The 26,885-nt window shown below is 61.0% G+C and carries 27 protein-coding genes and 2 pseudogenes; 14 read left to right on the top strand and 15 right to left on the bottom strand.

Features of this window, described 5'->3' with window-relative positions:
* Nucleotides 1-118: 118 nt before the first annotated feature.
* Nucleotides 119-2,101, top strand: coding sequence for a BbrUII/HgiDII family restriction enzyme (locus ACZ5Z0_RS09425; protein WP_464108181.1), 1,983 nt, complete (start codon nucleotides 119-121; stop codon nucleotides 2,099-2,101).
* A gap of 929 nt (nucleotides 2,102-3,030) precedes the next feature.
* Here ACZ5Z0_RS09425 and ACZ5Z0_RS09420 read toward each other — a convergent pair.
* Nucleotides 3,031-4,155, bottom strand: coding sequence for a hypothetical protein (locus ACZ5Z0_RS09420; protein ID WP_464108180.1), 1,125 nt, complete (start codon nucleotides 4,153-4,155; stop codon nucleotides 3,031-3,033).
* Nucleotides 4,156-4,528: 373 nt separating this feature from the next.
* Here ACZ5Z0_RS09420 and ACZ5Z0_RS09415 point away from each other — a divergent pair, with 373 nt between their 5' ends.
* Entirely contained in the window at nucleotides 4,529-5,050 is a 522-nt protein-coding gene (locus tag ACZ5Z0_RS09415) for a mismatch-specific DNA-glycosylase (protein ID WP_464108179.1), read from the top strand.
* On the top strand, nucleotides 5,043-6,026 hold the full coding sequence (locus tag ACZ5Z0_RS09410; protein ID WP_464108178.1) for a DUF4928 family protein: 984 nt from the start codon (nucleotides 5,043-5,045) through the stop codon (nucleotides 6,024-6,026). Before ACZ5Z0_RS09415 ends, ACZ5Z0_RS09410 begins: the two co-directional genes overlap by 8 nt.
* A 50-nt stretch (nucleotides 6,027-6,076) precedes the next feature.
* Here the strand turns inward: ACZ5Z0_RS09410 and ACZ5Z0_RS09405 are convergent, their stop codons facing one another.
* The 3 genes from ACZ5Z0_RS09405 to ACZ5Z0_RS09395 all read right to left on the bottom strand — a co-directional run bounded on the left by ACZ5Z0_RS09405 (nucleotide 6,077) and on the right by ACZ5Z0_RS09395 (nucleotide 9,033).
* Nucleotides 6,077-6,394: a hypothetical protein gene (locus ACZ5Z0_RS09405; protein ID WP_464108177.1), complete on the bottom strand. Its 318-nt coding sequence runs from the start codon at nucleotides 6,392-6,394 to the stop codon at nucleotides 6,077-6,079.
* A 669-nt stretch (nucleotides 6,395-7,063) separates the two neighbouring features.
* Nucleotides 7,064-7,765: a GIY-YIG nuclease family protein gene (locus tag ACZ5Z0_RS09400; protein ID WP_464108176.1), complete on the bottom strand. Its 702-nt coding sequence runs from the start codon at nucleotides 7,763-7,765 to the stop codon at nucleotides 7,064-7,066.
* 107 nt (nucleotides 7,766-7,872) lie between these two features.
* Complete coding sequence (locus ACZ5Z0_RS09395) at nucleotides 7,873-9,033, bottom strand: DNA cytosine methyltransferase (protein WP_464108175.1); 1,161 nt, start codon at nucleotides 9,031-9,033, stop codon at nucleotides 7,873-7,875.
* Nucleotides 9,034-9,195: 162 nt separating this feature from the next.
* Between ACZ5Z0_RS09395 and ACZ5Z0_RS09390 the strand changes: the two genes are divergently transcribed.
* Complete coding sequence (locus tag ACZ5Z0_RS09390; protein ID WP_464110759.1) at nucleotides 9,196-9,567, top strand: very short patch repair endonuclease; 372 nt, start codon at nucleotides 9,196-9,198, stop codon at nucleotides 9,565-9,567.
* A 347-nt stretch (nucleotides 9,568-9,914) separates the two neighbouring features.
* On the opposite strand, the gene ACZ5Z0_RS09385 is transcribed toward ACZ5Z0_RS09390, so the two are convergent.
* From ACZ5Z0_RS09385 to ACZ5Z0_RS09360, 6 genes are all read right to left on the bottom strand, one after another.
* Entirely contained in the window at nucleotides 9,915-10,499 is a 585-nt protein-coding gene (locus ACZ5Z0_RS09385; RefSeq protein ID WP_464108174.1) for a recombinase family protein, read from the bottom strand.
* Complete coding sequence (locus tag ACZ5Z0_RS09380) at nucleotides 10,496-11,029, bottom strand: hypothetical protein (protein WP_464108173.1); 534 nt, start codon at nucleotides 11,027-11,029, stop codon at nucleotides 10,496-10,498. Before ACZ5Z0_RS09380 ends, ACZ5Z0_RS09385 begins: the two co-directional genes overlap by 4 nt.
* The gene (locus ACZ5Z0_RS09375; protein ID WP_464108172.1) at nucleotides 10,983-12,290 is read right to left on the bottom strand and encodes a relaxase/mobilization nuclease domain-containing protein; all 1,308 of its coding nucleotides are present in this window, start codon (nucleotides 12,288-12,290) and stop codon (nucleotides 10,983-10,985) included. The genes ACZ5Z0_RS09380 and ACZ5Z0_RS09375 overlap by 47 nt, the downstream gene beginning before the upstream one ends.
* Nucleotides 12,287-12,877, bottom strand: a complete 591-nt coding sequence (locus ACZ5Z0_RS09370; RefSeq protein ID WP_464108171.1) for a hypothetical protein — start codon at nucleotides 12,875-12,877, stop codon at nucleotides 12,287-12,289. The genes ACZ5Z0_RS09375 and ACZ5Z0_RS09370 overlap by 4 nt, the downstream gene beginning before the upstream one ends.
* A complete protein-coding gene (locus tag ACZ5Z0_RS09365) occupies nucleotides 12,874-13,179 on the bottom strand; it encodes a hypothetical protein (protein ID WP_464108170.1) in 306 nt (101 codons plus the stop codon). Before ACZ5Z0_RS09365 ends, ACZ5Z0_RS09370 begins: the two co-directional genes overlap by 4 nt.
* Before the next feature lie 727 nt (nucleotides 13,180-13,906).
* Nucleotides 13,907-14,164 carry a helix-turn-helix domain-containing protein gene (locus tag ACZ5Z0_RS09360; RefSeq protein ID WP_464108169.1) on the bottom strand — a complete coding sequence of 86 codons (258 nt, stop codon included), beginning with the start codon at nucleotides 14,162-14,164 and terminating at the stop codon, nucleotides 13,907-13,909.
* A gap of 202 nt (nucleotides 14,165-14,366) precedes the next feature.
* Here ACZ5Z0_RS09360 and ACZ5Z0_RS09355 point away from each other — a divergent pair, with 202 nt between their 5' ends.
* The 4 genes from ACZ5Z0_RS09355 to ACZ5Z0_RS09340 all read left to right on the top strand — a co-directional run bounded on the left by ACZ5Z0_RS09355 (nucleotide 14,367) and on the right by ACZ5Z0_RS09340 (nucleotide 17,518).
* The gene (locus ACZ5Z0_RS09355; protein ID WP_464108168.1) at nucleotides 14,367-14,882 is read left to right on the top strand and encodes a helix-turn-helix domain-containing protein; all 516 of its coding nucleotides are present in this window, start codon (nucleotides 14,367-14,369) and stop codon (nucleotides 14,880-14,882) included.
* Nucleotides 14,879-16,054, top strand: coding sequence for a tyrosine-type recombinase/integrase (locus ACZ5Z0_RS09350; protein WP_464108167.1), 1,176 nt, complete (start codon nucleotides 14,879-14,881; stop codon nucleotides 16,052-16,054). Before ACZ5Z0_RS09355 ends, ACZ5Z0_RS09350 begins: the two co-directional genes overlap by 4 nt.
* A gap of 88 nt (nucleotides 16,055-16,142) precedes the next feature.
* Nucleotides 16,143-16,772 (top strand): hypothetical protein, encoded by a 630-nt coding sequence (locus ACZ5Z0_RS09345; RefSeq protein ID WP_464108166.1) that lies wholly within the window; start codon nucleotides 16,143-16,145, stop codon nucleotides 16,770-16,772.
* A 152-nt stretch (nucleotides 16,773-16,924) separates the two neighbouring features.
* Complete coding sequence (locus ACZ5Z0_RS09340; RefSeq protein WP_464108165.1) at nucleotides 16,925-17,518, top strand: trypsin-like peptidase domain-containing protein; 594 nt, start codon at nucleotides 16,925-16,927, stop codon at nucleotides 17,516-17,518.
* A 75-nt stretch (nucleotides 17,519-17,593) separates the two neighbouring features.
* On the opposite strand, the pseudogene ACZ5Z0_RS09335 reads toward ACZ5Z0_RS09340, so the two are convergent.
* The 3 genes and pseudogenes from ACZ5Z0_RS09335 to ACZ5Z0_RS09325 form a co-directional block, all read right to left on the bottom strand.
* A pseudogene (locus tag ACZ5Z0_RS09335) lies at nucleotides 17,594-17,949 on the bottom strand (transposase); the annotation flags it as partial.
* A gap of 30 nt (nucleotides 17,950-17,979) precedes the next feature.
* Nucleotides 17,980-18,213: a hypothetical protein gene (locus ACZ5Z0_RS09330; protein ID WP_464110758.1), complete on the bottom strand. Its 234-nt coding sequence runs from the start codon at nucleotides 18,211-18,213 to the stop codon at nucleotides 17,980-17,982.
* 85 nt (nucleotides 18,214-18,298) lie between these two features.
* Nucleotides 18,299-18,424 (bottom strand): annotated as a pseudogene (locus ACZ5Z0_RS09325) (hypothetical protein); the annotation flags it as partial.
* A 227-nt stretch (nucleotides 18,425-18,651) separates the two neighbouring features.
* On the opposite strand from ACZ5Z0_RS09325, the gene ACZ5Z0_RS09320 reads away from it, so the two are divergent.
* Nucleotides 18,652-19,098, top strand: a complete 447-nt coding sequence (locus ACZ5Z0_RS09320) for a GNAT family N-acetyltransferase (RefSeq protein WP_464108164.1) — start codon at nucleotides 18,652-18,654, stop codon at nucleotides 19,096-19,098.
* A 188-nt stretch (nucleotides 19,099-19,286) separates the two neighbouring features.
* On the opposite strand, the gene ACZ5Z0_RS09315 is transcribed toward ACZ5Z0_RS09320, so the two are convergent.
* Nucleotides 19,287-20,207 carry a LysR family transcriptional regulator gene (locus ACZ5Z0_RS09315; RefSeq protein WP_464108163.1) on the bottom strand — a complete coding sequence of 307 codons (921 nt, stop codon included), beginning with the start codon at nucleotides 20,205-20,207 and terminating at the stop codon, nucleotides 19,287-19,289.
* 169 nt (nucleotides 20,208-20,376) lie between these two features.
* Between ACZ5Z0_RS09315 and hisD the strand changes: the two genes are divergently transcribed.
* The 5 genes from hisD (at nucleotide 20,377) to ACZ5Z0_RS09290 (ending at nucleotide 25,815) form a co-directional block, all read left to right on the top strand.
* A complete protein-coding gene (hisD, locus tag ACZ5Z0_RS09310; protein WP_464108162.1) occupies nucleotides 20,377-21,696 on the top strand; it encodes a histidinol dehydrogenase in 1,320 nt (439 codons plus the stop codon).
* 25 nt (nucleotides 21,697-21,721) lie between these two features.
* A complete protein-coding gene (locus ACZ5Z0_RS09305) occupies nucleotides 21,722-22,540 on the top strand; it encodes a substrate-binding periplasmic protein (protein WP_464108161.1) in 819 nt (272 codons plus the stop codon).
* Nucleotides 22,541-22,634: 94 nt separating this feature from the next.
* Nucleotides 22,635-23,288, top strand: coding sequence for an amino acid ABC transporter permease (locus ACZ5Z0_RS09300; RefSeq protein ID WP_464108160.1), 654 nt, complete (start codon nucleotides 22,635-22,637; stop codon nucleotides 23,286-23,288).
* The gene (locus ACZ5Z0_RS09295) at nucleotides 23,281-24,117 is read left to right on the top strand and encodes an amino acid ABC transporter ATP-binding protein (protein WP_464108159.1); all 837 of its coding nucleotides are present in this window, start codon (nucleotides 23,281-23,283) and stop codon (nucleotides 24,115-24,117) included. Before ACZ5Z0_RS09300 ends, ACZ5Z0_RS09295 begins: the two co-directional genes overlap by 8 nt.
* 783 nt (nucleotides 24,118-24,900) lie before the next feature.
* A complete protein-coding gene (locus tag ACZ5Z0_RS09290) occupies nucleotides 24,901-25,815 on the top strand; it encodes a DMT family transporter (protein WP_464108158.1) in 915 nt (304 codons plus the stop codon).
* A gap of 25 nt (nucleotides 25,816-25,840) precedes the next feature.
* Here ACZ5Z0_RS09290 and ACZ5Z0_RS09285 read toward each other — a convergent pair whose 3' ends face one another.
* Nucleotides 25,841-26,716: a glycosyltransferase family 2 protein gene (locus ACZ5Z0_RS09285; RefSeq protein ID WP_464108157.1), complete on the bottom strand. Its 876-nt coding sequence runs from the start codon at nucleotides 26,714-26,716 to the stop codon at nucleotides 25,841-25,843.
* Nucleotides 26,717-26,885 lie beyond the last annotated feature (169 nt).

Here is a 26,885-nt window from a genome sequence, read left to right as displayed (position 1 = left end):
CTCATACAACTCAGATATCTTGCCCGGTCCAAGCCTGCACAGTTCTTGCAAGACAGTTGGGGAACCTAGATCGCATAGAGTTGGAACCTTAGCATCACCCCTCAGTTTGGAGAGACGCATGGGCAGCCACCCCTTCGAGATGAGCATGAGCTTGAACGTGCTCAATCACCTCGGGATCAACCTCTACAGCAACCACCCAGCGGTTCTGTCCGAAACAGTCGCGAATGCCTGGGATGCCGACGCGCATCTTGTTACGATCCAGCTGGACGTCGACAACCAGAAGATCGTAGTTCAGGACGATGGCATCGGCATGACGGCAGCCGATGTCAACTCAAAACTCTTGAGGGTCGGGTACCAGCGCCGCGAAAACAAGGATTCCGCCACATCCCCTTCCGGCCGGGCAGTCATGGGGCGGAAAGGCATCGGCAAGCTCGCTCTTTTCAGCGTCGCCACGGAGATCCTCGTGGAAACGGTTAAAGATGGCCAGAAGAGCGCCTTGCTGCTGGAGCTCGAACAGATCAACGCTCAAATCGGCGGCGATGATCCCAGCCAATCCAAGGCCTACTATCCGCGGGTCATGCCCACGGATACCATCGACTTCAGCGGTGGCACGCGGATCACGCTCACTGGACTGAAGAAGAGCATCAACCGAACAGCCTCTCATTTGCGGCGGCGCCTAGCGAGGCGCTTCAGCGTCATAGGGGCCGAACACGGCTTTGAGGTGACCATCGATGGTGTGCCCATTTCCGTCGAAGATAGGGACCTGACAAGCAAGGCGCAGTATCTCTGGACGTATGGGGATGAAAGCGACCACAAAGCAATCAAAGGGGACCTGAAACATAGTCCGCGCTTGGAAGAACGAACGGGGACTATCGCCGAAGGCAAGACTGTCCGGGGCTACATGGGCACCGCATTAGACACGACGACCCTTCGCGACTCCACCGGGGAAGATCACCTCAACAAAGTTCCTTTGATGATCCGGGGCAAACTCGCGCAGGAAGACATCCTTGACCAGTTCAACGAAGTGGGTATCTTCAAGAGTTACCTTTTCGGAGAAATACACGCCGACTTCCTGGACGAAGACGACGAAGCTGACATCGCGACAAGCTCGCGGCAGAGCATTGTCCAGGACGACGAGCGCTACCGCATGCTCCGGGACTTCGTCGGCACCGAGATCAAACACATCAAACGGCAATGGACGGTCCTCCGGAATGAGGAGGGCGCGAAGACAGCGTTGGAGATCCCCGAGATACAGGAATGGTTCCTCACGCTTGGGAAGGACACGAAGTCCAAGGCTCAGCGCCTATTCGGGAAGATCAACCAGCTTGGTTTATCGCCCGAGGCGCGCAACGAAGTTTTCGCCCAAGGGGTCTTGGCGTTTGAGATCATGCGTCAAAAGGACAACCTTGAGGCCTTGGAGAACGTTTCTGCACAGGATCTACAGGCCCTAGGCAGCGTTCTGATGACTAGCGCGGATCTGGAAGCCGCTTTGTATCACAAGATCGTTGCCTCCAGATTGGCCATCATCGACAAGCTCCAACTGCTCGTTGATGACAATGAAAAGGAACGGTTTCTTCAGGACCACTTGTTCGAGCACCTGTGGCTCCTGGATCCTGGGTGGGAACGCGCTGCAGCCCCCAGCATGGAGGTTTCCATGAAGAAAGCCTTCGCGGAGATCTCGGACAAGCTCTCGGTTGAAGAGCAAAAATCCCGCTACGACATCAGGTACCAGAAGACCTCGGGCCAGCATGTGATCATCGAACTCAAGCGTGCAGGCGTCATCACGGATACAGAGACTTTGAGCACCCAGGTGAAGAAGTACCGCAACGCGCTTATGCAGTGGCTCGACAACGCAGGCAAGGGAAACGAGCCACACTCCATTGTCTGTGTCGTCGGGCGGGAGCTCCGAGACTGGGCAGACTATCGAGGTCGGCAGACCAGTAGTGACCAGTTGCGACCCATCCAGACCCGAGTCGTGATGTACGACGAACTTCTGCAAAACGCGCGTCAGTCCTACGACGAATACCTTCGGAATTCAGAATCTGTTGGAAAAGTCCAGCGGATCCTTTCTGCCTTGGTACCTCCGGACCCTGGTTCCTGACGGCAACATGCTGGGGCGGATCAAAGTAGCAGTGCTGGGCCTCCCCGATGGGCCATCTTGGACGGAGCAAGTCAGGAAAACCTGGCCTGGTGTCTGGACAATCCAGCCGACACCAGCACCGCCCGGGGTGGCCTTGAATGGTCAGCGCTTTTGAAGCTGTACGGTAACGCTTATGTTGCACGAACCCACCGCATCCGGAGGCTTAGGATTTTGCCAAGAACCTCTTAGCTTATTGCCGACGGACTACCACGGGCCTCTGGTCATGTCACTTGACTCAAACATCCTTATCGACCTGCGCGAGCACGGGGCTGCGCTGCTAAATGAAGATCACATCGTCGATCTCGACGAGGGCTATGCTCGGGACCTCAGCGGATTGGGTGAAATCCTGAATTTATGGCTTGTGCGAGATATCCGATTCATTGTGACACCCCGATCCCTTACCGATGCACGTAAGCGGACAGAACGGTTCCTGAGCTCTCAAGCCCCTGCTGTTGACGCCATCGCGGAGGCGCTTGCTTTCCAATTCGGGGACTGGGACCAGCCTGCTCCGTCGGCATGGCCTTCTCGTCCTTCACTTGGGGACGAAGGTGGCTTACCAATTGGTGCGGATCGGGATCTAGTACTTGAAGCTCAATCCATGGGGGCGCACATCTTCCTCACACGGGATAAGCGGGTGCTAAGAAGGGCTCGGCTCACTGGCCCCCAACTTACCATCCTGGCCCCGGCGACCCTGGCGGACATCCTTCGAGAGAAGGACGTGGGACTATTCTCCGGCGGGACCTGTGATTCCCTCGACTGCCCTTACGGTAGATGGTCTCTTCCGTTCCCCGACACCGGGAAATGGGTGCCACTTCTTGGTCTTTTCGAGACTGAGTGACGGGTCCGCTTCACGCGCTGGCAGCGACGCAGGTTCCTTGCACCGCCAGTGATCATAGAGGGGCGACGAGCTTCACTTGCTTGGCTAAGCCTTCTTGCTGAGCGAGCCGAAGTACACGCTGATTCGTCGGGCTGAGAGCAGCCTGCGGGTAACCCAACTGCGCGAGACGAATCTTGATGAGTTCCCGAGTGACCCTCTCAGCCATACGGAAGATGTTTCCTTCGAAAGGCGACCCAGGCGCGAGGTATTCCATGACTGGCCCTTCTGTGTCATGGATTATCTGGTTGCGGGTATCTGCCAACGACCAGTACCAGTGGGCGAATGCGCTATACGATTTCGTCTTTCCATTGAAAGTACGGGGAAATATGGGTGCAGACGCCCGCCACAAGTACTGATCGGCCCCGAGCGTGCCCTCGACTGCCCTGTAGATGTCTTCAAGTGCTGAAATGCCGGCAACTGTACTGCTGTGACCGGAGAGAGCCTCAATGGCAGTCTTCAATTGAACTATGATGTCGGGCATCGTGTGGAGCGGCTGATTCTCCCAAGCGCGGCTGTGCCAGTGGAGGGCAGACACAACCTGACGGTTCAACGTTAGGGAATGGTCAGACCATCTGTCGACGACGATCCGATAAACCGCTTCGACCAGCTCGGCGTCGAGCCTCAACTCGGGCATCGACACGAGCCCTTCAGGCGGAGGTACAACCACGAATTCATCATGAACCGTACCGCCAGCTACTACTCTCCGGTTCAATGCCCCGCCTCGCCTTCGCGCAAACGTACCGTTATCGAGCTCGGTCACTTCCCCGATGAAGAATGTCCCAACTTCGGCGGTGGCTACGTTTAGGGCTGGTGCCTGCCAATCAATCGCGTTTCCGCCGCTTGTGTTGGCATCCGTCACTGCGAAGGTGACCGCTGCCTGCAGAGCACGGTGTTCTAGTCCACGGTCCTCTTCGGAGCGCTGTTCCGGTTCAATGCGGTGTACAAGAGTAGCTGTGGTGAGGTGCTTACCAGCTTCATCGCGGTGCCGGGCTAAGAGTGCTTGGAGAGTTCGACCAATCCCATCTTCCGTGGTGGTGAGCTTGTCCAGATCAAGCGGCTGCAACGTCCACGGTCCAGCGGAAACAGTTTCACGAAGCCGGAGGTATGGAAACAGGTAGAGGGTTGGGCAATCAGTCATTCCATGATTATCCGGGGTCCACGCCTTTGGGGACCGAATTAACTGAATTACTCGGCCGGCGGTAACGTAGGCTCGCTTGTATGGAGACTGATTTCCTGGAACGAAAGTTGCTTGGTTGTTGGCACGACTGTGGCGCTGTGCAGCTTATGACTGGGACGTCGGCTGATTTTGTGGAGTGGAAAGAAGAAATAGCGAGCCTGTGCCTGGGCTGTGGAAACGAGCCCTGGTCTACGGGAGTTTGGGACAAGGGGTTGCACAGCACCGCCGGCCCCTGGCGGGCTGAAGCGCTTCGACGGACGGCCGAGTGGTCGCCCGCTTTTCCCTGCACCTGCTCCGAAGGCAATGAAAAGGCCACAGGCTTCGGTGAAGAAGGATGATTCTACCTGACATCACAGCCCAAGACTTGGACGTTCTTATCGTTGGCACAGCAGTGGCTGAAAAGAGCTCACAGGACGGTCACTACTACGCGAACACTGCCAAGAACAGCTTCTGGAAACTCCTCCATGAGTCAGGGCTAACTCCCACACAATTGAGTCCGACAGAGGACACAAGGCTTGTGACTTTCGGAATCGGACTGACAGACCTGAATAAAACTACTGCCCAAAGCAAGGACGAAGGCCTCAAATACGACTTCGAGCGCTTCCTGGACTTGGTAGAAGACATCAAGCCTCGATGGATTGGATTCAACGGTATGACTGCGGGTAAGAACTGTGCCAGGTTTGCGGGAAGGAAAAAACCCGAATTTGGCGGACAACCCCGCTGGATGATTGGCACAAGCAAAGTCTTCGTGCTGCCCAGCAGCTCCAACGCATTTGCCATACCGTACGATGCGAAGCTTGCTACCTGGCACCTATTGGCTAAGTCTGTGATGGGAGAGTCAAGGGCAAATGGCTGATTCTGGATCGGTGGCGGAAACCCTCCAAGGCGCGGTGGCTCGATGGTATGAATCCAAACGCGCGCGTAATGGCACCATCTCCACCAACGTCATGACAGTAGGACTAATCCTGTGCGAGCATCTCCGCCAGGCATTTCCGCTGGATCGCACTACCTACGCGACAGGCTCCCAGGTACAAGGAATCAGCGGTCCGAAGATAACTCAAATCTTGGCCGCCCATGGCGAGTCCAGGCGGTTTACGTCGGAGGGAGGAAGGACATCGAGAGGCACTTTGCCCAAAGCCGACGAATTGGCGCAAGAGATTAACGAGACAGCACTTGCTGCAGGCTATGTGGAGCTGGGAGCCGACGAACAGGACGAGGTCGTAGATGCTCTGCAGGGATGGTTTGTCCGTAGAGTCCAAGAAGACTACTTCGCCCGCAAGGTCGTCAAAGCGGAAATCAATCCTTCACATCCAGTGAGCGTCGCCGTGCAGAACATATTGTCCGCGGCTAAAACTAAGGGAGGTCACACTGCGGGAGCCGTGGCCCAGCATCTGGTCGGAGCCAAACTCGCACTCAGATTCCCTGAACACGAGATAGGGAACGATAGCTACAGCACCGCCGACGTGCAGACGGCCAGGGCTGGCGACTTCTCCGTGGGGAACACTGCGTTTCACGTGACTATGAGTCCCAGTGAGAGACTTTTGTCCTACCGTTGCAAGGAGAACTTGGTGCAGGGTTACCGGCCGGTGGTTCTCGTACCCGAAGACCGGGTCGCTGCTGCTCTGCAACTCGCGGACAATGCGCAACTGGTGCCCCTGATTAGCGTTATCTCGATTGAGACATTCGTCGGGCTGAACGTCGAGGAGATGGCTGTTTTCACCTCTCATGGGGTGAGGACAGGGCTACGTGCGCTTCTCGAGAAATACAACGAGAGAGTGCACGCTTCCGAACCGGACCCTTCGCTCAAGATTGAGATCCCCGAAATGCTGTAGCCGCTGGCTGTCTGCGCTGACCGGTCTCGTTACCAGCGGAGGCATTAGAGTTAGCGGTCCGAAACGCCACCTCGTTGACTCGTCATCGCTCTGATCCGGGCGATAGTTTCGAGGTAGCGGTCATGGCCTCCGGGGTACGGCACGGGCATCCATGGAATGCCTTCCCTGTCGGCGATGCGCTGGGCCAGCTTTTCGGCCTCCCAAGTCCGGTACTCGGCCGGAAGGGAGCCCCGCTCCGCTATTCGAAACAGCGTGGGGCTGTCGTCGCTGGCCAACTCCCAGGTGATCCATCCGTGATTCTGCAATAGGTCTAAGAAATCCCCGAGATGCTGTTGGCCGTGGGTTCTGTACGGCTCACGTGCTGCCATTGCGAACCCTTCCTCCTTGCAGGTGCTAGTGCCCGGTGCTGCTCTCACTTTATCGCTACCGGCAGGGCGCAGCGCGTCAGAGCAGATCAGGACAGCGGCCGACGGAAGGCTCGAATTCCGGCATCCGTAGGGGCGCCATACAGTAGGTCGTATGGCGCCACTAACTGAAGATGATCCCCGGCACGGAACGACCGATGGGTACGGCAACCACAAATGCCGTTGTGCCCGTTGCCGAAAGGCAAACACGATTGCTCACGCAGAATATTTGGACCGTGTCCGTCGTGAAGGTCGGACGCTGGGCCGGCACGGGACCAGTTTGAGCTATGACAGCGGTTGCCGCTGCGACACCTGCCGAGAAGCACATAACAAGAAGTCACGCGATTACAAACGCAAGAGGCGGGAAACGCTTCGACAACAGTCGGCTAGTGCTGTGGTGACAAAGGACGACGGCAACTCGTGATGGCAGAAGACATCGCCAGCCCAGGTGGACCGCTTGGCACTTTTCGAGCGGTCAGGACAAGGGATGCCGTAGCCCAAACGCGAGACGGGTCGCCATATTTTGAGGCGAACTGCCGAAGTATGAGCCCAACCGGGGAAGCTGTATACGAGATCCGGTTAGGCGACGGCGAATGGATGTTAGCCGCCTCTGAGGACCTGATCCGCAACCGGTTATAGGCCGTCGTCGTCTTCGCCCGTGTCCGGAGCTTCGCTGAGTACGGAACCGACGAGCTGGCTTACGTTGATGGACTCAGGTGTCGGCAGCGGACGCCCCTCAGCAACGGCAAGGCGTTGAGCGGAAAGGAAGGCAAGCCGGACGGCCTGCACCACTAGCACGCGGCGGAGCCCCACGGTGACTTTTCCTCGTTCACGTACTACGTCGGCCAGTCGTGAGACTGTCTCGGCCCTGCGCGCAATTCGGATGTCAGCGTGGCCTCTCTCGACCAGATGAAGCTCGGTGACGAGCGATTCCTTGAAAGATTGCGGGAGTGGAACGGGAGCAGAGGGCGGCGGGATCTTCTCGTTGAGGATCGCCTTGAATCGGCTGTCCTCAATGGCCTTCAGGTATGCGGAGTATTCATAGGCATCGAGTTGTCGCAGCAGTTCTTTCTTGGCTTCCCTAGTGGTCGCCAACTTCGACTTCTCTACGAGATCCCACAGAGGCCATACTTCCACTGCGGCGACTTCTAGGGGGTCTAGGACCCGCATCGCCACGGCGTCCGTCCTTTGGTTGGTAAGGTGTCGCCCTACCCGCCCGGACAGCTTTTCGCGGGTCTGTCCGACATAGATGGGTTCCCCGTCGTAGTCGTAGAACGCGTAGATGCCGAAAGTAGCTGTCCCTATTTTTCGGCCTTGGTCGTCAAGACCTTCCATAAAGGTCTTGAGCTGAGAACGAAACTGTCGAACGTCTTCTGCGGGCAGGGATTCGATCGGGACTGACGGGCCGCTTCCGGGCAGCGTTGCATCACCGCGGGAGGACACTAGCCGACCACCCGTTTTAGCCGTGCAGGCTGGAGGAGTTCGCCCCGGATAAGGGGTGCCAAATAGTTTTGCCCGACCCATTGGACAGCGGGTACGACTACAGCGTCGCCGAATCCGAAGAGAATCTGGCTGTCTCTGAGGCCAGCCAGGTTATATTCTCCGGCTCCCATGAGGCGTGCGTATTCAACGGGAGTCATCCACCGAACGGCCGCTTTTCCGCGCCCGGCCATCACAACCGCTTGCTTGGAAGAACCTCCGCGTGCTGTGCGCAGGCACCCCGAGACCTCATCGGCCCTGATCTCCCAAACGGGCACACCGGCCCGCGTGCGCCGATAAGCCGTTCGATATGTCACTTGCTGGGACGCCTTCATGGCATCCAGGCGTTCGCGCTGGACCGCGGAAAGGGAAGTGAGGAATTTTTCCTTACGCTGCTCGTCCCACCAGCGGCTGTCACGCGGGCCCATCGATTCGACCACGTCGGACAGGCCCACGGTCAACATCTCTGGGGGCTCAGGGAGGGCTGCTCGGTGAGTTCGCAAGGTGGGATCCTGGAAGACTCCTTGCAGCCATTCGGGACGCAGTGTTGACACTTCCCTTGTGTCCTCCACTGGGACGTCCATGCTGCCAACGATAAAGATACGGGGCCGGGACTGAGCGACGAACCGACGGCCATCCAGAGCCAGGACGTCCACGCTGTAGCCGAGACCATTGAGTTCTCTCACAAGGGCCGCCATGTCGTCGCCGCCGTGCGACGTCGCCAAACCATTGACGTTCTCCAAAGCAATCACTCGGGGTTTTTTGTCCCCGAGTTCGTTCATGATTCGGGTGAAGTGGAAGAAGGTGCCTGACTGCTTCCCCGCCAGCCCGCGCCTGTCGCCGGCGAGTGACAAGTCGGTGCAAGGGAAACTGGCCCAAGCGAAATCCAGGTCTTCGGGAAGGATCGAGCTGCTGACTTCAGCCACGTCTCCCAATGCGAAGTCGTGATCAGATCCAAAGTTCCCCTCGTACATCTCCTTTTTCGCCGGCTCGTAGTCATTGGCCCAGACGATTTCAAAGCCTGCGGGCTCGAGACCTGCACGCACCAGACCGATGCCGGCGAAGAACTCAGCCGCGCGCAACGGCGCGCGCGAAAGAGGGGGAAGAGATTGGACTTGAGTCATGCGCCTAACGCTACTTCCGCGCGGACGCCTAGTGCCAATTTCCCGGCTGCTTGGCGGCCGTGTCGTTGCTTACCCTGGAGCGGTCTGGTTCGGTGGGCCCATGCACCGTACGTTGGCAGGGTGGAAAACTCTTGGGCGACAACACCTGCCACCAGGAAGGCGATGCAGGGCAACCGTTCCCGCGATACGAAGCCGGAGTTGGCTGTTCGACGAATCCTGCACGCCAAGGGCCTTCGTTACCGTGTCAGCTATCGACCGATACCTGGACTTCCACGGACGGCTGATGTGGTTTTCACGCGTCCACGAGTGGCCGTCTTCATCGACGGATGCTTTTGGCACGGTTGTCCGACCCACTACCGCGCGCCGGGATCCAATGTCGCCTATTGGGAAGCAAAAATAGCCCGAAACCGAAACCGCGATATTGAGACGTCAGCGAGCCTGATAGCCGCTGGGTGGACCGTTCTTCGATTCTGGGCCCATGAGGATCCTGAACTGGTGGCCTATCAGATCATGACCGCCCTTGGTCGGCCCTGAGCCGTCCATGCCTCCGACTCGCGGCCAGGGGGCTGTAGCGCACACCGTAACTGTGCGTCTATCCGGGATTATCCCGGTGCGCCAACAAACCATTGTCAACGCGCGCAAGGAGGCGGAAAACCTGGCTTCGAAACCGCTTCCTGATGTCTTCGGCACTTTCCTCCGAGTTCCGCAGGCTCCAAAGTATCCGCGGCACTAGCCGGCTGCTGGAGGCACTGCCCAGTCGCCGTGTCCCCTCAACCTGGCTCGTAAACATCTCCTAGACGAGACGAGACCCGTTCACCGGCAGTGCACCAGTGAACTGGTCTCGGAATGTTGTCTCAGAAGTCCCGGCCTCGGGGTGGCGTTTACGAGACTCCGGCCGCCGAACGGTGCCGGTAGTACGTCGCCTTAGACCACCCGACGGTCCGGGATGCATCGACAACTCCGAGCCCCTCGGACTCGATGAGATGCTGAACCGTCCGGAGGTTCAACGCGACCTTCTTCGCATCCGGCGTGGGACGCCCGAACTTCACGCCCCTGGCCTTAGCTGCATCGACGCCGGCCTGAACACGTTCCTGGATGAGTTCGCGTTCGTACTCAGCGAAGGTCGCCATGAGGTGCAGCATCAAGCGTCCTTCGCGGGTCGACGGGTCAATACCGTCCGAGAGGGATCTCACCTCGATTCCCCGGTCGAGCAGGTCCTTCACAGTGGTGATGACGTCGATCATGGAACGCCCAATGCGATCTATGCGCCAGACGACGATCTCATCACCTTTCAAGAGCCGCCCGTCGAGGTTTGTCCATCCCGAGCGGGCCTTGGCTTCCTTGGAACCAGAGACCTGGTCGGAGAAGATGGCACTGCCGGGAACACCCGCATCGACCAATGCGCGCCGTTGGAGGTCGTCGTCCTGCTTGTCCTTCGTGCTGGTCCGCGTGTAGCCGTACTTCATCGCTTTCTCCTTCCCAGTTCCATTGCTGCCCTATCGAGGGCGACCTTCACCCAGACCGTCAACCGCCATAATCCGAACCCGACCCCCGCGACAAATCCTGTGAGGCCGATTCCTGCGGTGATGTTCAGCCAGATCTCCCAGTCCTGAGCCAGCGCCCACCGGATGCCGACCACGAGAGTCCATACGGTCATCACCCCCATGAGTAACACCGCGGCAACGGGGAGCAATGTGAGACTCAGCCGGGCTGCCGCAGCCCACCCCAACGGTTTCTGGAGACGCTCGGCCAATTCCACAAGGCGTTCAGCACTCTGCCTGGCAGCATCGAGGCGTCCAAGGGCAGCATCGACCTGTTGAGTCGCTTCTCCGGCAACTGCCGTCGCTGTCTCTTTGATTGTCGTGACGGCCTTGTCCCTGGTCGCGTTGATCGCCCTTCCTGCAGCGTTGAGTGCCTGCTGGTACTTCTGGACGAATTCGTTGGCCTTGTCAGAATTCCAGGCGGTCGTCTTCTCGATCTGAGTCTTCGCGGACATCAGCGACGAAACTGCGCCGGCGATCTGCTTGCCGTCGATCGCGCCGGCGAGCAAGCTCAGCGTCTGCCCGAACTCGTTCATCTCGTTCCGCACGTTCTCGCTCGTCAAGGATTCGTTGGGCGCGGGCACGGAGGCCGCCGTGATCAATAACCGAATCAGCTGCTCCAGCCCTTCGATCTGCTCGTTCATCTCCTTGTCCATCGTCGTCATGTACGAGGCGAACTTCTCCTGGCGGTCCGCCAATGCCGCGAGGCGGCTGTTCTGTGACTCGACGGCGGTGAGGATTGAGGTCAACACCTCCATCATCTTGTCGGTCTGCTCCGCGGGCGGCCCCTGCTGTGCGTCGTGCTGCTTCAGCCGTTCGAGTGATGCGCTCATTGTCCTGCTCCTTCTGAATGTGGTTCTGCTGGTGGTAGTCGAAGAACGCTTGTGCGCCTTCCGGGGTGAAGTCGGCAGAGAGCACCGACGTTCGCTTACGCCGTTCGGCCCGGCTGGTTTCACCGCGTCGGTCTTCGATGTAGAGCGTCCAGATTTCCTGACCTGCGCGTTTGCCTTTCCTGGCGACCGAGGTGTGCAGCCGGATGCGCGGAGGGAAGGCACCGTTGTCGCCGGGCAGCTGATTCTGCTCGTCCAGTACCGCGATGAGCCCCGTCTTGCTGGTGGCACGGGGGTCTTCGAGCGCAGCCATCATGCGATCGCCCATCTGCCGGTCCAGAGAGCCGTCGGCAAAGTCTTCACGGCGAAGTTCCCAGTCCTTGGGCTGATGGTCCACGCGCTTGACGACCGAAAGGCCGTGTTCAAGCATCAGCTCGTCGTTGGCGGACTGCACGCCGCGCTGGTCACCGGCTTTCCTGTCGTGGAACGTTCTGTACTGCGACAACGCTTTGCCGGTGGCGTTGTCGTGGTTGATTACGATGATGTGATTGTGTGCCTTCCCGCCGCGGCCGTCGATGTGCGTGACGACGAGCACATCCGAATGGGGATGCATCTTCTTCGCGAACAGATACCCGAGGTCGTTAACGCGCTGCACGTGCTCGGGATTCTTCGGATCGAACTCCTCGTCGCTGAACGATTGCCGGTAGTGCAGAACCTCGACTTCACGACGGGTGTTCTGCGTCAATGCCCGTGCCCGGGCAGCGAACACACCCGGCGGCCCCGGGACGTCGCACGTGATCGCCACGCCCCGCGAGTTGTCATTGCCCCTGACGTACCGCTCAGTGTCGGCAGCGCTGTTGCTCGGACTGTAGTGAGTGGTGCTCATCCGGCCGTCCGATCGCCCAAAAGTCCTCGCACTTCGAGGAGAAGATTCATAAGCTCAGCCACGGGGACGTCGAGCGAGACAGCTTCGCCGGCACGGGCGCGACGGTCGAGATCGTTGACGTTGATGGCCAGGGGCCGGATCTGCGCGGCCAATGCCCGAACATCCGCTGATACCTGGGCCCGCTGTTCACCACCGATGAGGGCCGCTGCAATGGCAGCATCGAGTTCATCCGCCCGCGACGCATGCAGCGCGTCCCGGACGACGGCCTTCACCCACACGCCGGGCTGAAGCCCGAGGCGGTGCGCGCGGGCGCGCACCGCAGGGAGAGTCGTGTGGCCGAAGTCCACGTCGAGCTTCGCTCGACTGCCACGACGCTGCGCGTCGTGGCTCTGACGCACAGCTTCCACAGCATCCCGACCGGCGTTGCTTGGGGTGTCGGGCTGCTGATCCACCTGTACGTCAGAGCGGCAAGCAGTAGCTCCGTCAGACACTTCGCTGGCGCTCGTGTCTTCCGGTGCTGCTTGCGAGGGGGCTTCGCCCCCTTCGATCCCCGGGAAGGGCGGAGCGCTTAACGCATCGTTCATCATGCTTCCTCCCCAAACATCCGACGCGCGTCGTCGATGCTCGTCGGCTCGGATGAGCTTGTCGGAACCGCTCGGCGGGCACCTACGCGGCCCGTCCGTTTGGCCGCTGCGAGAACTTCCACGGCTGAACGCGAAAGCCGTTCGTGCAGGGAGGGATCCTGCTCGCGGAGCAGTTCGATGACCTTCGCGTCGATCTTCTTCTGTTCGGCTGCGGCTTCCCGCTTGAGTTTGGCGATACGGTCCGAAGCCTGCTTTTTCGCCTTCGCGATTTCGGCGTCGAGGTTGGCAGTGATCGTGTTCGTCATTGTGATGACCTTTCGCATAAAAGTGTTGCGTTCGGAGCCGATCCCGCGATGGCGGCGACCACGCAGGGGTGGTCCGGGGTCTGATTAGTAAGGCAAACGGTCAGCTTCGCCGGGGGTGGTGCCGGCGGGCACCCTGGTGGCGACCATTGCGGCCGCACGGTCGAGGAGGTAAGGCCTGCCGTTCCGACGTTCGTGGTGCTTGGCCCGGCCGGGGATTGCATGATTACGTAATCCCTTCGGATCGTCCACGAGCGGCCACTCGTGATCTGGATGGGGCGGAGTTATTGAAGAGCCCTCGCTTCGGCGGGGACTTTCTTCATGTGGTTCAGGTACCGGAGAGAAGAAACTCCTCGTAAGAAGTGAGCCCGTGACTACCGGTCCTGTTTCGGGCAGGTTGCTTGTGTGATGCGGAGCCGGGGAACTGCGGAAACTTCCCCCAAGTTCTCTTTCGGCACCCACACCCCTTCTTTTTTTGACCTACAAGGAGAGAAGTAGGGGGATTCCGTCCGCAGCTCCGCAGGCTAGGCCCTTTTTTCTGTGTGTTCTCGGGGGAGAGGAGGCTGCGGAAGCCTTGCGGAGCTGAATGCGGATCGTCTTCCGTGCGGGGTTCCGCAATGCTTCCGCAGCGTGTTCCAGCTCCTGGACGGAGGTGAGGTCGGACGGCTGCCGATCCTGCGCGGCCCCAATCGAGTGCTGACACTGGAGCAAGACGGCCGCAACCAACTGGTCAACCGACCAGGTCGCGCGGCCTGGTCTCCCGCTCGCGCATCCAGGCGTTCAGGTCGTGGGGGTCGATCCGAAAGCGCGCAGCTTTCTCAGGTCCGCCGACGTTGATTGCGCGGAGATCCCCCTTGGCGATGAGCTGGCGGACCCACCAAGGGGTCACGCCCATCACCAGTGCGGCGTCCTTCACGTCCAACAGCGAATGTTCGCGGCCGATGCTGTCGAGGATGCTGGTCAGGGTGGTGTGAATGCTGGAATGCATAACGGTGCCTTTCGGACTTCGAGATGAAGATCCGATGTCCGTACGCGTCTGGTGTACCTCGGCCCCGTACGGCCTCCTGGCCGGTTTCACTCGCCTCTTTCGAGACGCGCGCAGCTCACCGGCTGCGTCTTGACGGTCGGCTCGGAGGAGCCTGACTATTCAAGAGTATCAGATTGGTAAGATTTGTAGTATCGTGCCGTGTGTGAACATCTCTACCAATGAACCGGGGCTCGATGTACCGCCCGAGAGCGCGATGCTCAAGGCCGCATACCGGAAATCGGGTCTAACCGTTGCCGACCTCGCCTCAGCGACCGGACTGAGTGTCGCGGCTGTGCACATTGCGATGAACGGTATTCGGTACCGTGACGGCAAGGCCAGAGTTGCAATCCCGCCGGACCGAACGCTGGTCAAGCTGGCCTCCGCGCTGCGCATCCACCCGGACGTCCTCCGCGTCCACGATCGCGCCCGCGCCGCAGACCTGCTCGTCGAAGCGAGCCGAGTCGAAGCCGGGCAGGAGGTCTCCTTCGCGTCCGAGCAAGAAGCCCAGGCGGCTGTGGCCGGCCGCTCCGTCCTCGCACGGCAGGTCCTTGCAGCGTTTTCCGATGAAGAACTTCGCGCTGAACTCGATCGACGTGACCGGAACGAGCAGCGTCTGATGAAACGCCAGGCCGAGGAGGACATCGCCGAAACCCTGACGACCGACCGGTGGCCACTATGACCGTCCACGACCTCTGGACAGGCCTGTCCAAGGCGGAAGTCGCGCAAAAGCGTGCACGCAACGCGCCGCGCTGGCAGAGGAGATGGCGGGAAGGCTCCGGCCGGGAAGCGCCTCAACGCAAGCAGTCGTACAGAGAGCACCAGAAGGCCCAGGCGTACCAGGACGACGCCAGTCAGATGGGCCTTCCCAGAGCTCAGGCCGTACGTGCGGCGTCAGTGACCGTCGGCACCCTCCTGGACCGCCATCTCTCTGCCAAGGCAGACCCCGGCAGTTCTCCGAACACAATCAGCACTGACCTTCATCATGCAGGAGTCGTCCGCGCGGCGTTCGGCGACCGAGTCGTCTCGACCTTAGACACCACCGAGATCGAGATCTGGTCGCGGCGCCCTGGCCTGGCTGCATCGTCTCGGAAGAAACAGGTCGAGATCCTTCGGGCAGCCTTCAAGCGAGGCGTCCACGACAGGCTCGTTGACGCCGACCTTACCGAGGGCATCGTCGTGTCCCTCGGCCACGTGGAGCGCCCCTACTGGTCGTCCGAAGAGCTCATGGCCGTCATCGCGGCTACACCGAAGGTCGCCGACAAGGCGCTCTTGGGGGTGCTGGGCCTGATGGGTGTGCGTTCCGGCGAGGCCCGGTCGTTGCTTGTCGGACACCTTATCGACGGCAGGCTCTGGGTGAGGAATTCGGGGTCCGGCACGGACACGACCAAGACCCGGGCCAGCCGACGCCGACTCCCGGTGCCTGAGGCCATGCTGCCCTGGCTGCTGGAACATACCCACGGGCGTCCCGAGTCGGCACCTCTGTTCGAGAGTCCCCGCAAGCCGGGTTGTCCGGTCGGAAAGCGGTATGTGTCCGACGTCGTCACCCGCGGCGTCACTCGGGCGAATGCGGGCCGATCCGAAAGGATCGCACGTATCAATGTCCACGGACTCCGGCACACGTTCGCCGCGATCGCACTCTCTGAGGCCGGCGGAGACATTCTGTCGGTCAGTCGGGCACTGGGCCACTCCAAGCCTTCGACCACGCTGAATGAGTACGGCCATCTGGCCCCCGCAGGACTTGAGCCGCTCATGGCAAGGATTGATGGTCTTGTTGCCGGAAAGGGGCGGTCAGAGCGGGAACTTAATATCGACTGGAACCCGCCAGATTCACTGCAGCGGAGTGGGTCCTGACTCCTGGACTTTTTCGTCTATTCCGACGAACGAGCGTCCGCTAAGATCAGACTGATTCTTGGCAGTTGGCGACTTCAGGGGGTTCAAGTTGGATACTGCACCGGAGGCCGAGGGGGAACTCGAGGCCGGCCAATACGTCGCCGACCCCCATCTGAGCGGTGACGAGCGAACCCCCGACCGACCTGGACTACTTAGGCCGCGCCGCTGGCCATACGTTGTCACTATCTTGATCCTGGCGGCAGGCCTGCTCACGGTCGGAGCAGGTTACGTGTACACCACCAACTCGGCGGAACAATGGCGCACGACCTCCGACAAGACGGCTCGTGACCTTTCATCCATGACGGCCGTCCGAGACGATCTCGCGCAGAAAAACACTACGCTGGCCTCCCAATTGGACGACACTACTAAGAAGTTGAATGACACGACGACTCAGCTCAGCTCGTCGAACACCCGAATCCGTTCCTTAGCTAATGAGAAGGCCCAGATCGGGGACACCGCTGCCGTCCTGACTGCCCTCGTAGCGAACTCGCAGAAGGTGACGAACGAAACGGCCGCATGCATTCACCAGCACCAGGATCTTGAAACGTTTCTGGGCGGACCTCGGCCGTATGATCATGCGGCGTGGCAGACGCGTTCCACGTCGGTCGACTCCGTTTGTGAGGTGGCGTGGAAAGACGCCAACAGTCTGACCAGTGCAATCCAGGGACTTGGCAGGTGACGCGGCCCGCGTTTCGCATCGCAGCAGCGATTTCCTTCATTGTCCTTGCACTGGCAGGCTGCGGCCTGGCCCCAGTGCCCCCTCCGTCGGATGTTCAGCCAGCCCGATCGTACCGTGAGACACCCGCTCCGGCGCCTACCTTCCAATCACCGGTGGCGGTCGCCACCGCAGCCGGATTTAGCAAGTACGAGAAAGCGGCCCTCCGCATACGCAACATCGGCTGTGGAGTGTCCTCAGGATCCGGATTCGCTATCGGAGACCATGTTCTGGTCACCAACCGCCACGTGATCGGAGGCGCAGCTCTCCTCCAAGTGAGCACCTATGATGGCCGGGATATCGCGGTGAATGCCGTCGGTGCCGCAGTAGTGGCCGACCTCGCCCTCGTATGGACCAAGGAGGTCCTACCAGCCACCATCCGGCTAGCACAGTCGAACCCGGCAACAGGCACGGCCGTGTCCGTGGTGGGCTACCCTCTCGGAGGTCAACTCACCACCACAAACGGTCGTGTGCTGAGGTACGGACCGGACCCGATTGGATGGTCCTCGCTTCCGATGATCTACAGCGACGCTCCAGTCGAACATGGCAGCTCAGGGAGCCCAGTCGTCGATGCAGCAGGGCTCCTCGTTGGCGTCGTCTATGCCGGCGGCCAAGGCGAAGGCGTCTTCGTGCCCGTCGAAACCCTCGCCAAGGTCATAAGTGACCCCGCCAGGTACTCGAACGGATCCAAGTGTGACGGACAACTGTGAGAAGCTCGTGGCTTTTGATCATTCAGGACTCAGGTGCCCCAAAAGCGCCCCGGCCAGTGTAGTTTTGCCGCGGAGGACCGACGTCAGCGGCCAGGCATTGCCCACTACTTCCGGCAGGCCCTTGAGTTCGTCGCAGACCAGGAAGAAGCTGCTTTTCACACCACGGTTCTTGATGTCAATGAGAACGCTCATCCAGTAATTCGCGGCTTCGCCGCAGCCCGGCCCACAGGCCCAGAATGTCCTTCCCCCCGTCCAGGATGACGCCAATGGCGGCGTAGATCGGCCGGCTGGCGACCTGGCCATCCCGGATTTTGACCACGATGGCGTCCATGACGATCGCCGACCTCATCTAGGGGCAGGTTCTGCCACTCGTTCATCTCCTCGAGGAACTTGTCCGTGATGCGCGAGATGGGCTCCCTGGAAACGGAAGACGCGCGGCACCCTGTGTAAAGAGCAGGGCGTCAGCCGCCAGACCCTTTACCGCCACGTTTCAAACCACCGGCGAAATTTGCCGTTCGGGTCCGAACTGCTGTCCAGACGATGCCGGGGCCGCGGGGCATCGTAGCGTTCGTCGATGTCGGCGTGGTCGATGATTTCGGCCAGTTTCCACAGGACGGATCCACGATGTCGTAGCGGCGCAGCATGGCCGCGACGGTGCAGTGGTGGCCGTGGTCGGTGGGGTCCGCGCCGGGCATGTCGAAGGGCACCGCGTTGGCGGGGACCTCGGCAGGGGTCTGTGACGCAGATGCACTCACAGGCCTTGTCGATGCTCCTGCCGATCAGCCAGACGCAGGCTGCGCGATCGACGTGGACGCCGGTGCGGGTCGCCCACTTGAGCACCCGCGCCTCGACGCGGCCACCGGAATAAGCGTCTGGTGGCGCGATCACGCAGACCACCACGGGCATCCTGTCGAACCACGGGTCCGTTGTGTAACTGCGACATGAAGGAGCATTGCGGCAGGCTGGTTTCCCGAGGTCCGCGTCAACGACTAGACCGGAGTAACTGAATGCCGCGGCACAATGGCATCTAAGGTGGGTCCGCCTGGCCGGCGCCCGAGCGGCGACGGCCAGTTGGACGAGTGGTCTTTCGGCATTGTGGGTCGAGCTCGACGGGGATCTGGAATACTTCGGGTATGACGATACCGCCTGCCATCGAGTGTCCGCTCGGGTTTGAATTTTCTTCCGACACCTCACGAATAGACCGTGTCCAAGTTCACCGGTGGCTGAGTGAGGATTCTTATTGGGCGGTTGGCCGCAGCAGAGTGATGCAGGACGCCGCGATCAGTGCCTCCTGGAATTTTGGGATTTACCGGACCGGGTCGGATGAGCAGGTGGCTTATGCGCGCGTCGTGACCGACGGGGTTACTTTTGCGTGGCTTTGCGACGTTTTTACCGATTCGTCCGTGCGAGGTGAGGGCTTGGGAAAGGCACTGGTATCCGCCGTCTGTAGTCATCTCGAGCGGCTGAATATCAAGCGGATTGTCTTGTCCACGGGCGATGCGCACGGGTTGTACGAAAAATTCGGGTTCAGTCGCCTTCCGGCGCCGGACACGTGGATGATCCGGATTGAGCCCTCGTAGAGGCCTGAACACTGAAGAAGAACGAATGGTCAAGGCCAGGTTGTCACGAACGCGGCATTAGCCGGCCGGATCGGGAACGGTGCCTGCCAGATCACCTTCACGCGGTCTTCGCCAAGGAGTCGGGCCGCCGGAGCCGGTATAGGGCTCCGGGTTTCGGCATCAGACCGAAGGCTGATCTTCCTGCTTCCTCACCGCCGCACGCTCCGCCCCGGGGCTACCTTGGCCAGGAGTGTACGCTCCGCCATTTGCGCCATCTTTCGTGTGGCGGGAGAGAGATAGGCCGCCTCGCGCTGGATCAGGGCGATGGTGTCGTAGAGGGGATCGGCGAAAGGCACAGCCTTGACGTTTTGCGGGAATCCGACCCCGTTGACAATGGCTTGGGGCACGAACGTATCAGCGGCTCCCGTGGAAACGAGTCCCAGCGCGGTGTCCACGTGCTCTACCTCGATCGCGGGATCGATCTTCAGCCCCTTCAGTCGTGCACGCTCCAGGATCTGTCTGCGTGTGGGGTCCCGCCAGCCGGCGAACGCGTCATAAAGCACCAGTTTGGACTTGACGAGCTCCTCGATCGTCATAGGGCCGCGGGACGGGTCCCGCGTTGCCGAGATGTAGAAGACCTCATCCCGGAAGAGTGGTCGGACCTGAAGCCCCGTTTCGACCACCGGCAGCACTATGAGGCCTGCTTCGATTTCGCCTGCAGCCACTGACTCGGCCACGGCAACTGAATTGAGACCGACGAGGTGAACCTTTACCTTGGGGTAGCGTCCATGGAAGCGCTGCACAAGATCCGCCAGGTCGTAGTAGGCGCCGTACCGCAACACACCAAACGTGCAGACGCCGCCTTCGAGGGAAGACATCGACTTCAGTGCTTGGGCACCGTTGTCAAAGGAGGTCACCGACTGCAGTGCGTGGACTTGAAGCTCGACCGCCGCTGTGGTCGGCAGCAGCCTGCGCCCGCCGCGGATGAACAACGTGTGGCCCAGTTCGTGTTCGAGCCGGCTGATGAGCTCCGATACTGACGCCTGGCTTGTTTCCAACTTCTTGGCCGCCGCTGTGAAAGAACCGAGCTCGTATGCCGCCAGGAAGGCTCTGAGCTGGATGAGGGTCATAGGCCAACCCTATAGGCCGCAGGGTTAGTAGGCTCCCCGCCCCGGAAGCCGAGACAAGGTGATATGCCCGGCCAGCTAACGCGGTTAGCCAAGGCATAGGTAAACCCGATGGCTCTCACCGGTTTAGGCCCGGTTGTGCGATACGTGCGATAACCGTACGTTTGAGCCCATGCACATCACAGAGAGTGACACGCGACACATCCAGGGAGTCTTTCATGTCCTGAAGAGCCCCGCTGTCGTCGGGGTGCCGGCTCAGCGGCTCCCCGAGGTCGTCGCCACGGTCTCCGCGATGCTGGGTGATATTGAGACCAACGGCATGGATGCCGTCCTAAAGTACTCCCGCCAGCTCGACGGCTGGGCAGGGGACGGCATCGAAATCAGCCAGGATACGCTGGCCCGGAGCGGCGATCACCTGACCCCGGACCTGCGTGAGGCACTCATGGCCGGTGCCGACCGAACTCGATTGTTCGCCGCCGAGCAGCGGGAACGTCTCACGGATTTCGAAACCGAACTCATGCCGGGGGTGTACGCCGGGCAGAAATACGTCCCCGTGCCGCGCGTCGGTGCCTATCTGCCGGCCGGACGCTTCCCCATCCTCGCCAGCGCCTTTATGACGGTGGGGGTTGCTAAAGCCGCCGGCGTCGGCAGTGTGATCGCGTGCACCCCGCCGACCAGCGGGGGAAGCGGTCACCCGGCAGTGTTGTATGCGGCCTATCTGTCCGGGGTTGATCGGGCGTTCATCGTGGGCGGTGTGCAGGCCATAGCGGCCATGGCTTTCGGTCTTCTAGGCGAACAACCCGCTGACATGCTGGTGGGGGCAGGCAACGCCTACGTCACCGAGGCCAAAAGGCAGCTGTTTGGCCGGGTCGGTATCGACCTGCTCGCCGGACCGTCCGAAGTCGCCGTGATCGCCGACGAAACCGCCGACCCCGAACTCGTCGCTGCCGATCTGCTGGGCCAGGCCGAACACGGCCCGCAATCCCCGGCATCCCTGGTGACGACATCCCGGGAACTGGGGGAGGAAGTCGTCCGGCAGATTGCCAGGCAGCTGCGGACCCTGGCCACCCGGGACATCGCCGGACCTGCATGGCGGGACTACGGAACCGTCTACCTGGCCGACAACAGGGAAACCGCCGTGCAGATCATGGACCGTCTGGCCCCGGAACACCTGGAAATTCAGACGGCCGACGACGCTTATTACCATGCCAATTTGCACAACTATGGCTCCCTCTTCCTGGGCGCGTGGTCCACGGTGGCCTACTCGGACAAAGGCATCTCCGGTACCAACCACGTGCTTCCCACCGGAGGCGGCGCTCGTTCCTCGGCCGGGCTGTCGGTATCCCGGTTCCTCAAACCCCTCACATTCCAGCGCGTCGAACAGCAGGCGACCCCGCGTCTGGCAAATTACGTCGCGACGATCTCCGACTTCGAAGGCATGGAGGCCCACAAGGCCACCGCCACCCTTCGACTCGAACGCTTCAACCGATAACACCAACCACTAACAAAGGCACACCTTGTTCAACACAGAAAAGCGCGGCAAACGGCTCGCGGCCCTGGTTCCCATGGGCGTCGTCATCGCACTGGCCATGAGCGCCTGCGGCTCAGGAGGCAGCAGCACCAGCGGCTCAACGGCTGGCTCCGATCAGAAGACAATCACCATCGCCACTTCCAACGACGCCCCGTTCTCCTTCACGGACCAGTCTTCCGGAGAGCTCAAGGGGATCGACGGGGACATGATGAAGGCCATCGCAGATCAAAAAGGCTGGAAGATCAAGGTCTTCACCTCCGAGTTCGCCACACTGATCGCCGGTCTATCCGCGAAGAAGGCTGATGTCATTGTGGACGCCATGTACATCACGGACGACCGGAAGAAGCAAATCAACTTCACCGACCCCTGGTACACGGAGGGCGAAGCGATGGTCGTCCCGGCGGACTCTACTCTCGCCTCCCGGGACGACGTGAAAGGCAAGGTACTCGGCGCGCAAACCGGAACCGTATTCAAGGACCTGGTGGACAGCCTGGGAGGCAGCCAGGTCAAACTGTTTGACTCGCAGGCAGCTCTGCTGGCAGCAGTGGAAAACAAGCAGGTTGACGCAGTCTTCACCGACAGCGCGGTCATCGGCTACAGCCTCGTCCAGAAGCCGAACCCCAAGCTCAAGCTCGTCACGCCCTACAAGCCCTACTACCCCGGCACCATTGGCGCCGGCGTCCGCAAGGACGATACGCAGCTGCTACAGGACCTCAACTCCGGACTCGCGGACCTGAAAAAGACCCCGAAGTACCTCGAAATCCTCAAAAAATACGGGCTGACCGACGCCAACATGATCAAATAGGCCCCACTTCCCGCAGGGCCGGCGGAAATCCGCGAGATGGATTCAACACCACGGACAGCCGCCGGCCCTGCCCGACCCTAAATTAAGGGATTCCTTGGATTTCATCAACAACACCTTCGCCGTCTTCCCGGCACTCCTTGTGGCCGTACCCGTCGTTGTGCAGCTCGCTCTCGGAGCCATGGCATTGGCCTTGGTCCTGGGTCTCCTTATTGCCCTGGCCCGCATTTCCTCAAGTAAAATACTTCGCGCCATCGCAACGTTCTACCTCGAGATCATCCGCGGCACCCCCCTGCTGGTTCAGCTGGTCTACATCTTCTTCGTGCTGCCCAGCATAGGGGTGGACATCGAACCCGTCCCGGCTGGCATCCTGGGCCTCGGCCTAAACTACGCCGCCTACCTCTCCGAGGTCTTCCGCTCCGCCATTCTCTCCGTGGAACACGGCCAGACCGAAGCCGCTCTCTCCCTCGGCTACACACCCACCAAGACCCTATGGAAGGTCGTCATTCCACAGTCCTTCGTGGTCTCAATGGGCCCAATCGGCAACTACTTCATAGCGATGATCAAGGACACCGCCCTGACTTCCGTGATCGCAGTAACGGAGATCCTGAAGACCGCCAATATCCTCAACAGCCAGACCTTCCAGACCACGGCCATCTACACCGCTGCGGCCATCCTGTATTTGATTATTAGCCTTCCGCTCTCGCGCGTAGTGGTAGTGCTCGAACGAAAGGCACGGGCCAATGGCTGACGACACCATCATCGACGTCCGGGACGTCCACAAAACCTTCGTCTCGGAAACGAAGCAAACCCTCTGGGGACGGCTATCCGGACGCAGACATGTGCAAAAGCGGGTGGAAGTACTCAAAGGCGTGGACCTGATTGTCCACCGCGGGGAAACCGTCGCCATCCTGGGATCCAGCGGATCCGGCAAGAGCACCCTCCTTCGCTGCATAAACAAACTCGAAACCATCGAGGCCGGCAGAATCTACGTGAACGGGCACCTGATCGGCTACGAAGAACGGGACGGCGAACTAATCGCCGAGAAGGCGACGATCACGGCACAGAAACGCACCGACATCGGCATGGTCTTCCAGCACTTCAACCTGTTCCTCAACAAGACCGCTCTCGGCAACGTCATGGCACCCCTTCGGGACGTGAAGAAACTCTCTACCGCGCAGGCCCGCGCCATCGCTGTCCCCAATCTCGAAATGGTCGGGCTTGGCGACAAGATGGACAACTACCCAAGCAAGCTTTCCGGCGGCCAAAAGCAACGCGTCGCCATCGCACGGGCACTCGCCATGGAACCCAGCGTCATGCTCTTCGACGAACCCACCTCGGCACTCGACCCTGAACTGGTGGGCGAAGTACTCGCCGTCATCAAAAAAATCGCCCAACAGGGAACCACCATGGTCATCGTCACCCACGAAATGCAATTCGCCAGGGAAATCGCCGACCGGATCGTCGTCATGGACCAAGGCGTCATCGTAGAGCAGGGACCCCCATCCCGCATCTTTACCACGCCCCAACACCCCAAGACCCGGGCGTTACTCAGCAGGTCCGGCATACTTCCGGCCTAACGCCCGGTGCCGGGCCGTCTGGAATAGGTGAATCCAGATGGACCAGGTTGGCCGGGTGTGTCTGAATAGCGCTCAATGCGGGGTTGGCCTGACACGCCGGGCAGTCCCGGGAGGACTGATCATGAGTGGAACTTTGGCTCCCATGGCGACTGCAGTGGATCAGCCAGAGTTAGCGCAGCAGCTTCCGGACCGGGCCAGGGGGACTGCTGACGTGGCGAACTCTTCATCGTAGGGTGCTGCCATGGCGAACTCTCCTCCGGGAGGTTTTGTTTCTGCTACTCCGCTGCGCTGTGGTCCGTATGAGAACATACTTATTCAGTCGAGGCTGACATCTTCCAAGAGGGGCAAATGGATCCTAGACCGGAGCCCGATTTGAATCTCGAAAACCGAAGGTTCGTGGTCGACCATCTGCTGCTGTCAGATGAGAGCGCGAACGCTCGATCTGCACGGCGGGGGTCACGTCCTGGCCGCACCGTAGCACTCGTGTTCGGCAAGCACGTAGCGTCGTATCGAAGAAGAACCAGGCCGTGAGCCCCTCGGACAGGTGCGCCCCAGATGCGCCCCGGGGCAGTAAATTCTCCTGATTTACAAGAGCAAAAGCCCCTTGAACTTATGCTTTGCAAGCAGGGGGTTCGGGGTTCGAGTCCCCGTGCCTCCACCATAGGAAAAGGTCCCGGTCAGCGGAAACGCTGGCCGGGACCTTTTGCGTTGCACCGGCCCGTCCTAGCCGTAACGGGATGACCCGGGACGGTTGCGCCCCCGCCGGGCCACTACTGTTGAGGCGTGAACTTCTTCCTCGCTGCCCTGGGCGTGCTGGGCGTCGCCTCGTCCGGCCCCTTGATCGCCGCCACCCTCGGTGCCACCTCCGTCAGCGCCCTCGCGATCGCGTTCTGGCGCAACGCGATCGGAGCTGCGGTCATGGCCGGGCCCGTGCTGGTGCGGCAGCCCCGCCAGTTCGGCCGGGTCACGGGGAGCGAGTTCCGCTGGTCCCTCGCCGCGGCGGTTGCGCTGGCCTTGCACTTCGCCTGCTTCATCACCTCGCTGCAACTGACCTCGGTGGCCGCTGCCACCGCCCTGGTCTGCCTGCAATCGGGCTGGATCGCCGTGTTCCAGCTCTTCCGCGGGGTCCGACACCGCTGGCAGGTCCTGGCCGGCCTCGGCCTCGCCTTCGGCGGCGTGGTGGCCATTACCGGCTTCGACATGGGCAGCTCACCCGAGGCGCTGGCCGGTGACCTGCTCGCGGTCGCCGGCGGCGTGCTGGCCGGCATCTATACGCTGGCCGGCGGCAAGGCCCGCCAGACCATGGGCACCGGCGTCTACACCACGCTCTGCTACGGCATGTGTGCGGCCGTCGTCGCCGTCATGGCCGTCACCGCAGGGCAGCCGCTGGCCGGCTTCGAAGCGACCGGCTGGCTCGGCATCCTGGCGATCACGGTCTGTGCCCAGCTGGTGGGCCACACGGCGTTCAACCACCTGCTGGCCACCATGAGCCCGTTGCTGGTCTCGATGATCATCCTGCTGGAGATCCCGGGGGCAGCCCTGCTGGCGGCGGCGTTCCTGGCTGAGACCCTCCCGGCAGGCACCTACGCCGGACTGGGGATGATCCTGGTGGGACTCGCCGTCGTCGTGATGGGCCAGCGCCGCTCCCGTGCGGTGCGGCGCAGCGCCGCCCGCCTTGCGGAGCTGGGAACGGACTGACGACGGCGGCCGGGGCCGGCGGGGGCTACTGGCCGCCGCGCCGGGCCGGCTGGGTGGTGTTGACGGTGTGGATGGCGCGCAGCAGCTTGGCCGGGAAGTAGACCGAGAAGAAGACGACCATCGGTGCCTTCAGCGCCATCTTCTTGACGTTGTGCGCCTTGTAGGTGCGGTCGAACCGCGTGACGTAGTAGCGGTAGTCGCGGGGCGAATCCTCGAGGCGGCGGGCGGACATGCCGGACACCATCTGCGGCCAGTACTGGATTCGAAGTTCGTGGTCGGCGAGGTGCAGGGAGAGGTCGATGTCCTCGTGCATCTCGTCCTTCTCATCCCGGCAGGTCTCCAGCCGGATCGTCTCCCAGGCGGAGCGGCGCAGGGCCATGTTGGAGCCGAAGAGAAAGTGATACTGGTGCTTGGCCAGCTTGAGCATGAGCTGGCGCATTTTGTCGTCGGCCTTGAGCCCGAAACGGCGCATCGGCATGTCGTAGTAGACCACGGGACCGGTTGCGGCATGCACGGCCGGATCTGCGAAGGCCTGCTGGACCTGCTCCACCCAGTCCGGCTCAAGGACGGAGTCTGCGTCAATCCTGCCCAGCACATCACCGGTGGCGTGGTCCAGTCCGAAGTTTCGCGTCGGGATCAGGCCCTGGTCCTTGTCCTGGCTGAGCAGGAGGATCGGGCTCTCCGGATATTCCAACTGCATCTGCCGGACGATGTCCGCCGTGCGGTCCTTGGACATGTTGTCCACCACGATGATCTCGTGCGCGGGGACCGACTGGTAAACGGCGGCAATCAGGCACTGCCGAATGACGCTTTCCTCGTTGTACGCGGGGATGACGATGGAGACCGCCGGAGGCGGCTCAGCATCGCGCACGGTATCCGCAGAGGATTTTTCGGGTGACATCCCCCCAAATTTAGCACCTGCAGCGTTTCCTACGGCCGTTGACCGGCTCCGCGACGCGGGTAGGGACAAGGCGCGGGTAGGGCAGGCGCTGAAACTGCAGGCGCTGGAACTGGCAAACCACAGGGAGGGACCCCGCCGGTGGCGGGATCCCTCCCTGGTTGCTGCCGTA

The sequence above is a fragment of the Arthrobacter sp. T2-23 genome, from assembly GCF_055398325.1.
The sequence above is the reverse complement of the archived record's forward strand: the minus strand, read 5'-3'. Positions and strand labels throughout refer to the sequence as shown.

Bases quoted from the DNA above. Each gene is read 5' to 3' on its own strand.
- ACZ5Z0_RS09320 (WP_464108164.1), top strand. From the start codon at position 18,652: ATGACGATACCGCCTGCCATCGAGTGTCCGCTCGGGTTTGAATTTTCT.
- ACZ5Z0_RS09415 (WP_464108179.1), top strand. From the start codon at position 4,529: ATGATTCTACCTGACATCACAGCCCAAGACTTGGACGTTCTTATCGTT.
- ACZ5Z0_RS09405 (WP_464108177.1), bottom strand. From the start codon at position 6,394: ATGGCAGCACGTGAGCCGTACAGAACCCACGGCCAACAGCATCTCGGG.
- ACZ5Z0_RS09295 (WP_464108159.1), top strand. From the start codon at position 23,281: ATGGCTGACGACACCATCATCGACGTCCGGGACGTCCACAAAACCTTC.
- ACZ5Z0_RS09315 (WP_464108163.1), bottom strand. From the start codon at position 20,207: ATGACCCTCATCCAGCTCAGAGCCTTCCTGGCGGCATACGAGCTCGGT.
- ACZ5Z0_RS09400 (WP_464108176.1), bottom strand. From the start codon at position 7,765: ATGGAAGGTCTTGACGACCAAGGCCGAAAAATAGGGACAGCTACTTTC.
- ACZ5Z0_RS09370 (WP_464108171.1), bottom strand. From the start codon at position 12,877: ATGATGAACGATGCGTTAAGCGCTCCGCCCTTCCCGGGGATCGAAGGG.
- ACZ5Z0_RS09395 (WP_464108175.1), bottom strand. From the start codon at position 9,033: ATGACTCAAGTCCAATCTCTTCCCCCTCTTTCGCGCGCGCCGTTGCGC.
- ACZ5Z0_RS09385 (WP_464108174.1), bottom strand. From the start codon at position 10,499: ATGAAGTACGGCTACACGCGGACCAGCACGAAGGACAAGCAGGACGAC.
- ACZ5Z0_RS09390 (WP_464110759.1), top strand. From the start codon at position 9,196: ATGCAGGGCAACCGTTCCCGCGATACGAAGCCGGAGTTGGCTGTTCGA.
- ACZ5Z0_RS09350 (WP_464108167.1), top strand. From the start codon at position 14,879: ATGACCGTCCACGACCTCTGGACAGGCCTGTCCAAGGCGGAAGTCGCG.
- ACZ5Z0_RS09425 (WP_464108181.1), top strand. From the start codon at position 119: ATGGGCAGCCACCCCTTCGAGATGAGCATGAGCTTGAACGTGCTCAAT.
- ACZ5Z0_RS09375 (WP_464108172.1), bottom strand. From the start codon at position 12,290: ATGAGCACCACTCACTACAGTCCGAGCAACAGCGCTGCCGACACTGAG.
- ACZ5Z0_RS09365 (WP_464108170.1), bottom strand. From the start codon at position 13,179: ATGACGAACACGATCACTGCCAACCTCGACGCCGAAATCGCGAAGGCG.
- ACZ5Z0_RS09360 (WP_464108169.1), bottom strand. From the start codon at position 14,164: ATGCATTCCAGCATTCACACCACCCTGACCAGCATCCTCGACAGCATC.
- ACZ5Z0_RS09380 (WP_464108173.1), bottom strand. From the start codon at position 11,029: ATGTCCGCGAAGACTCAGATCGAGAAGACGACCGCCTGGAATTCTGAC.
- hisD (WP_464108162.1), top strand. From the start codon at position 20,377: ATGCACATCACAGAGAGTGACACGCGACACATCCAGGGAGTCTTTCAT.
- ACZ5Z0_RS09420 (WP_464108180.1), bottom strand. From the start codon at position 4,155: ATGACTGATTGCCCAACCCTCTACCTGTTTCCATACCTCCGGCTTCGT.
- ACZ5Z0_RS09285 (WP_464108157.1), bottom strand. From the start codon at position 26,716: ATGTCACCCGAAAAATCCTCTGCGGATACCGTGCGCGATGCTGAGCCG.
- ACZ5Z0_RS09410 (WP_464108178.1), top strand. From the start codon at position 5,043: ATGGCTGATTCTGGATCGGTGGCGGAAACCCTCCAAGGCGCGGTGGCT.
- ACZ5Z0_RS09330 (WP_464110758.1), bottom strand. From the start codon at position 18,213: ATGCCCGGCGCGGACCCCACCGACCACGGCCACCACTGCACCGTCGCG.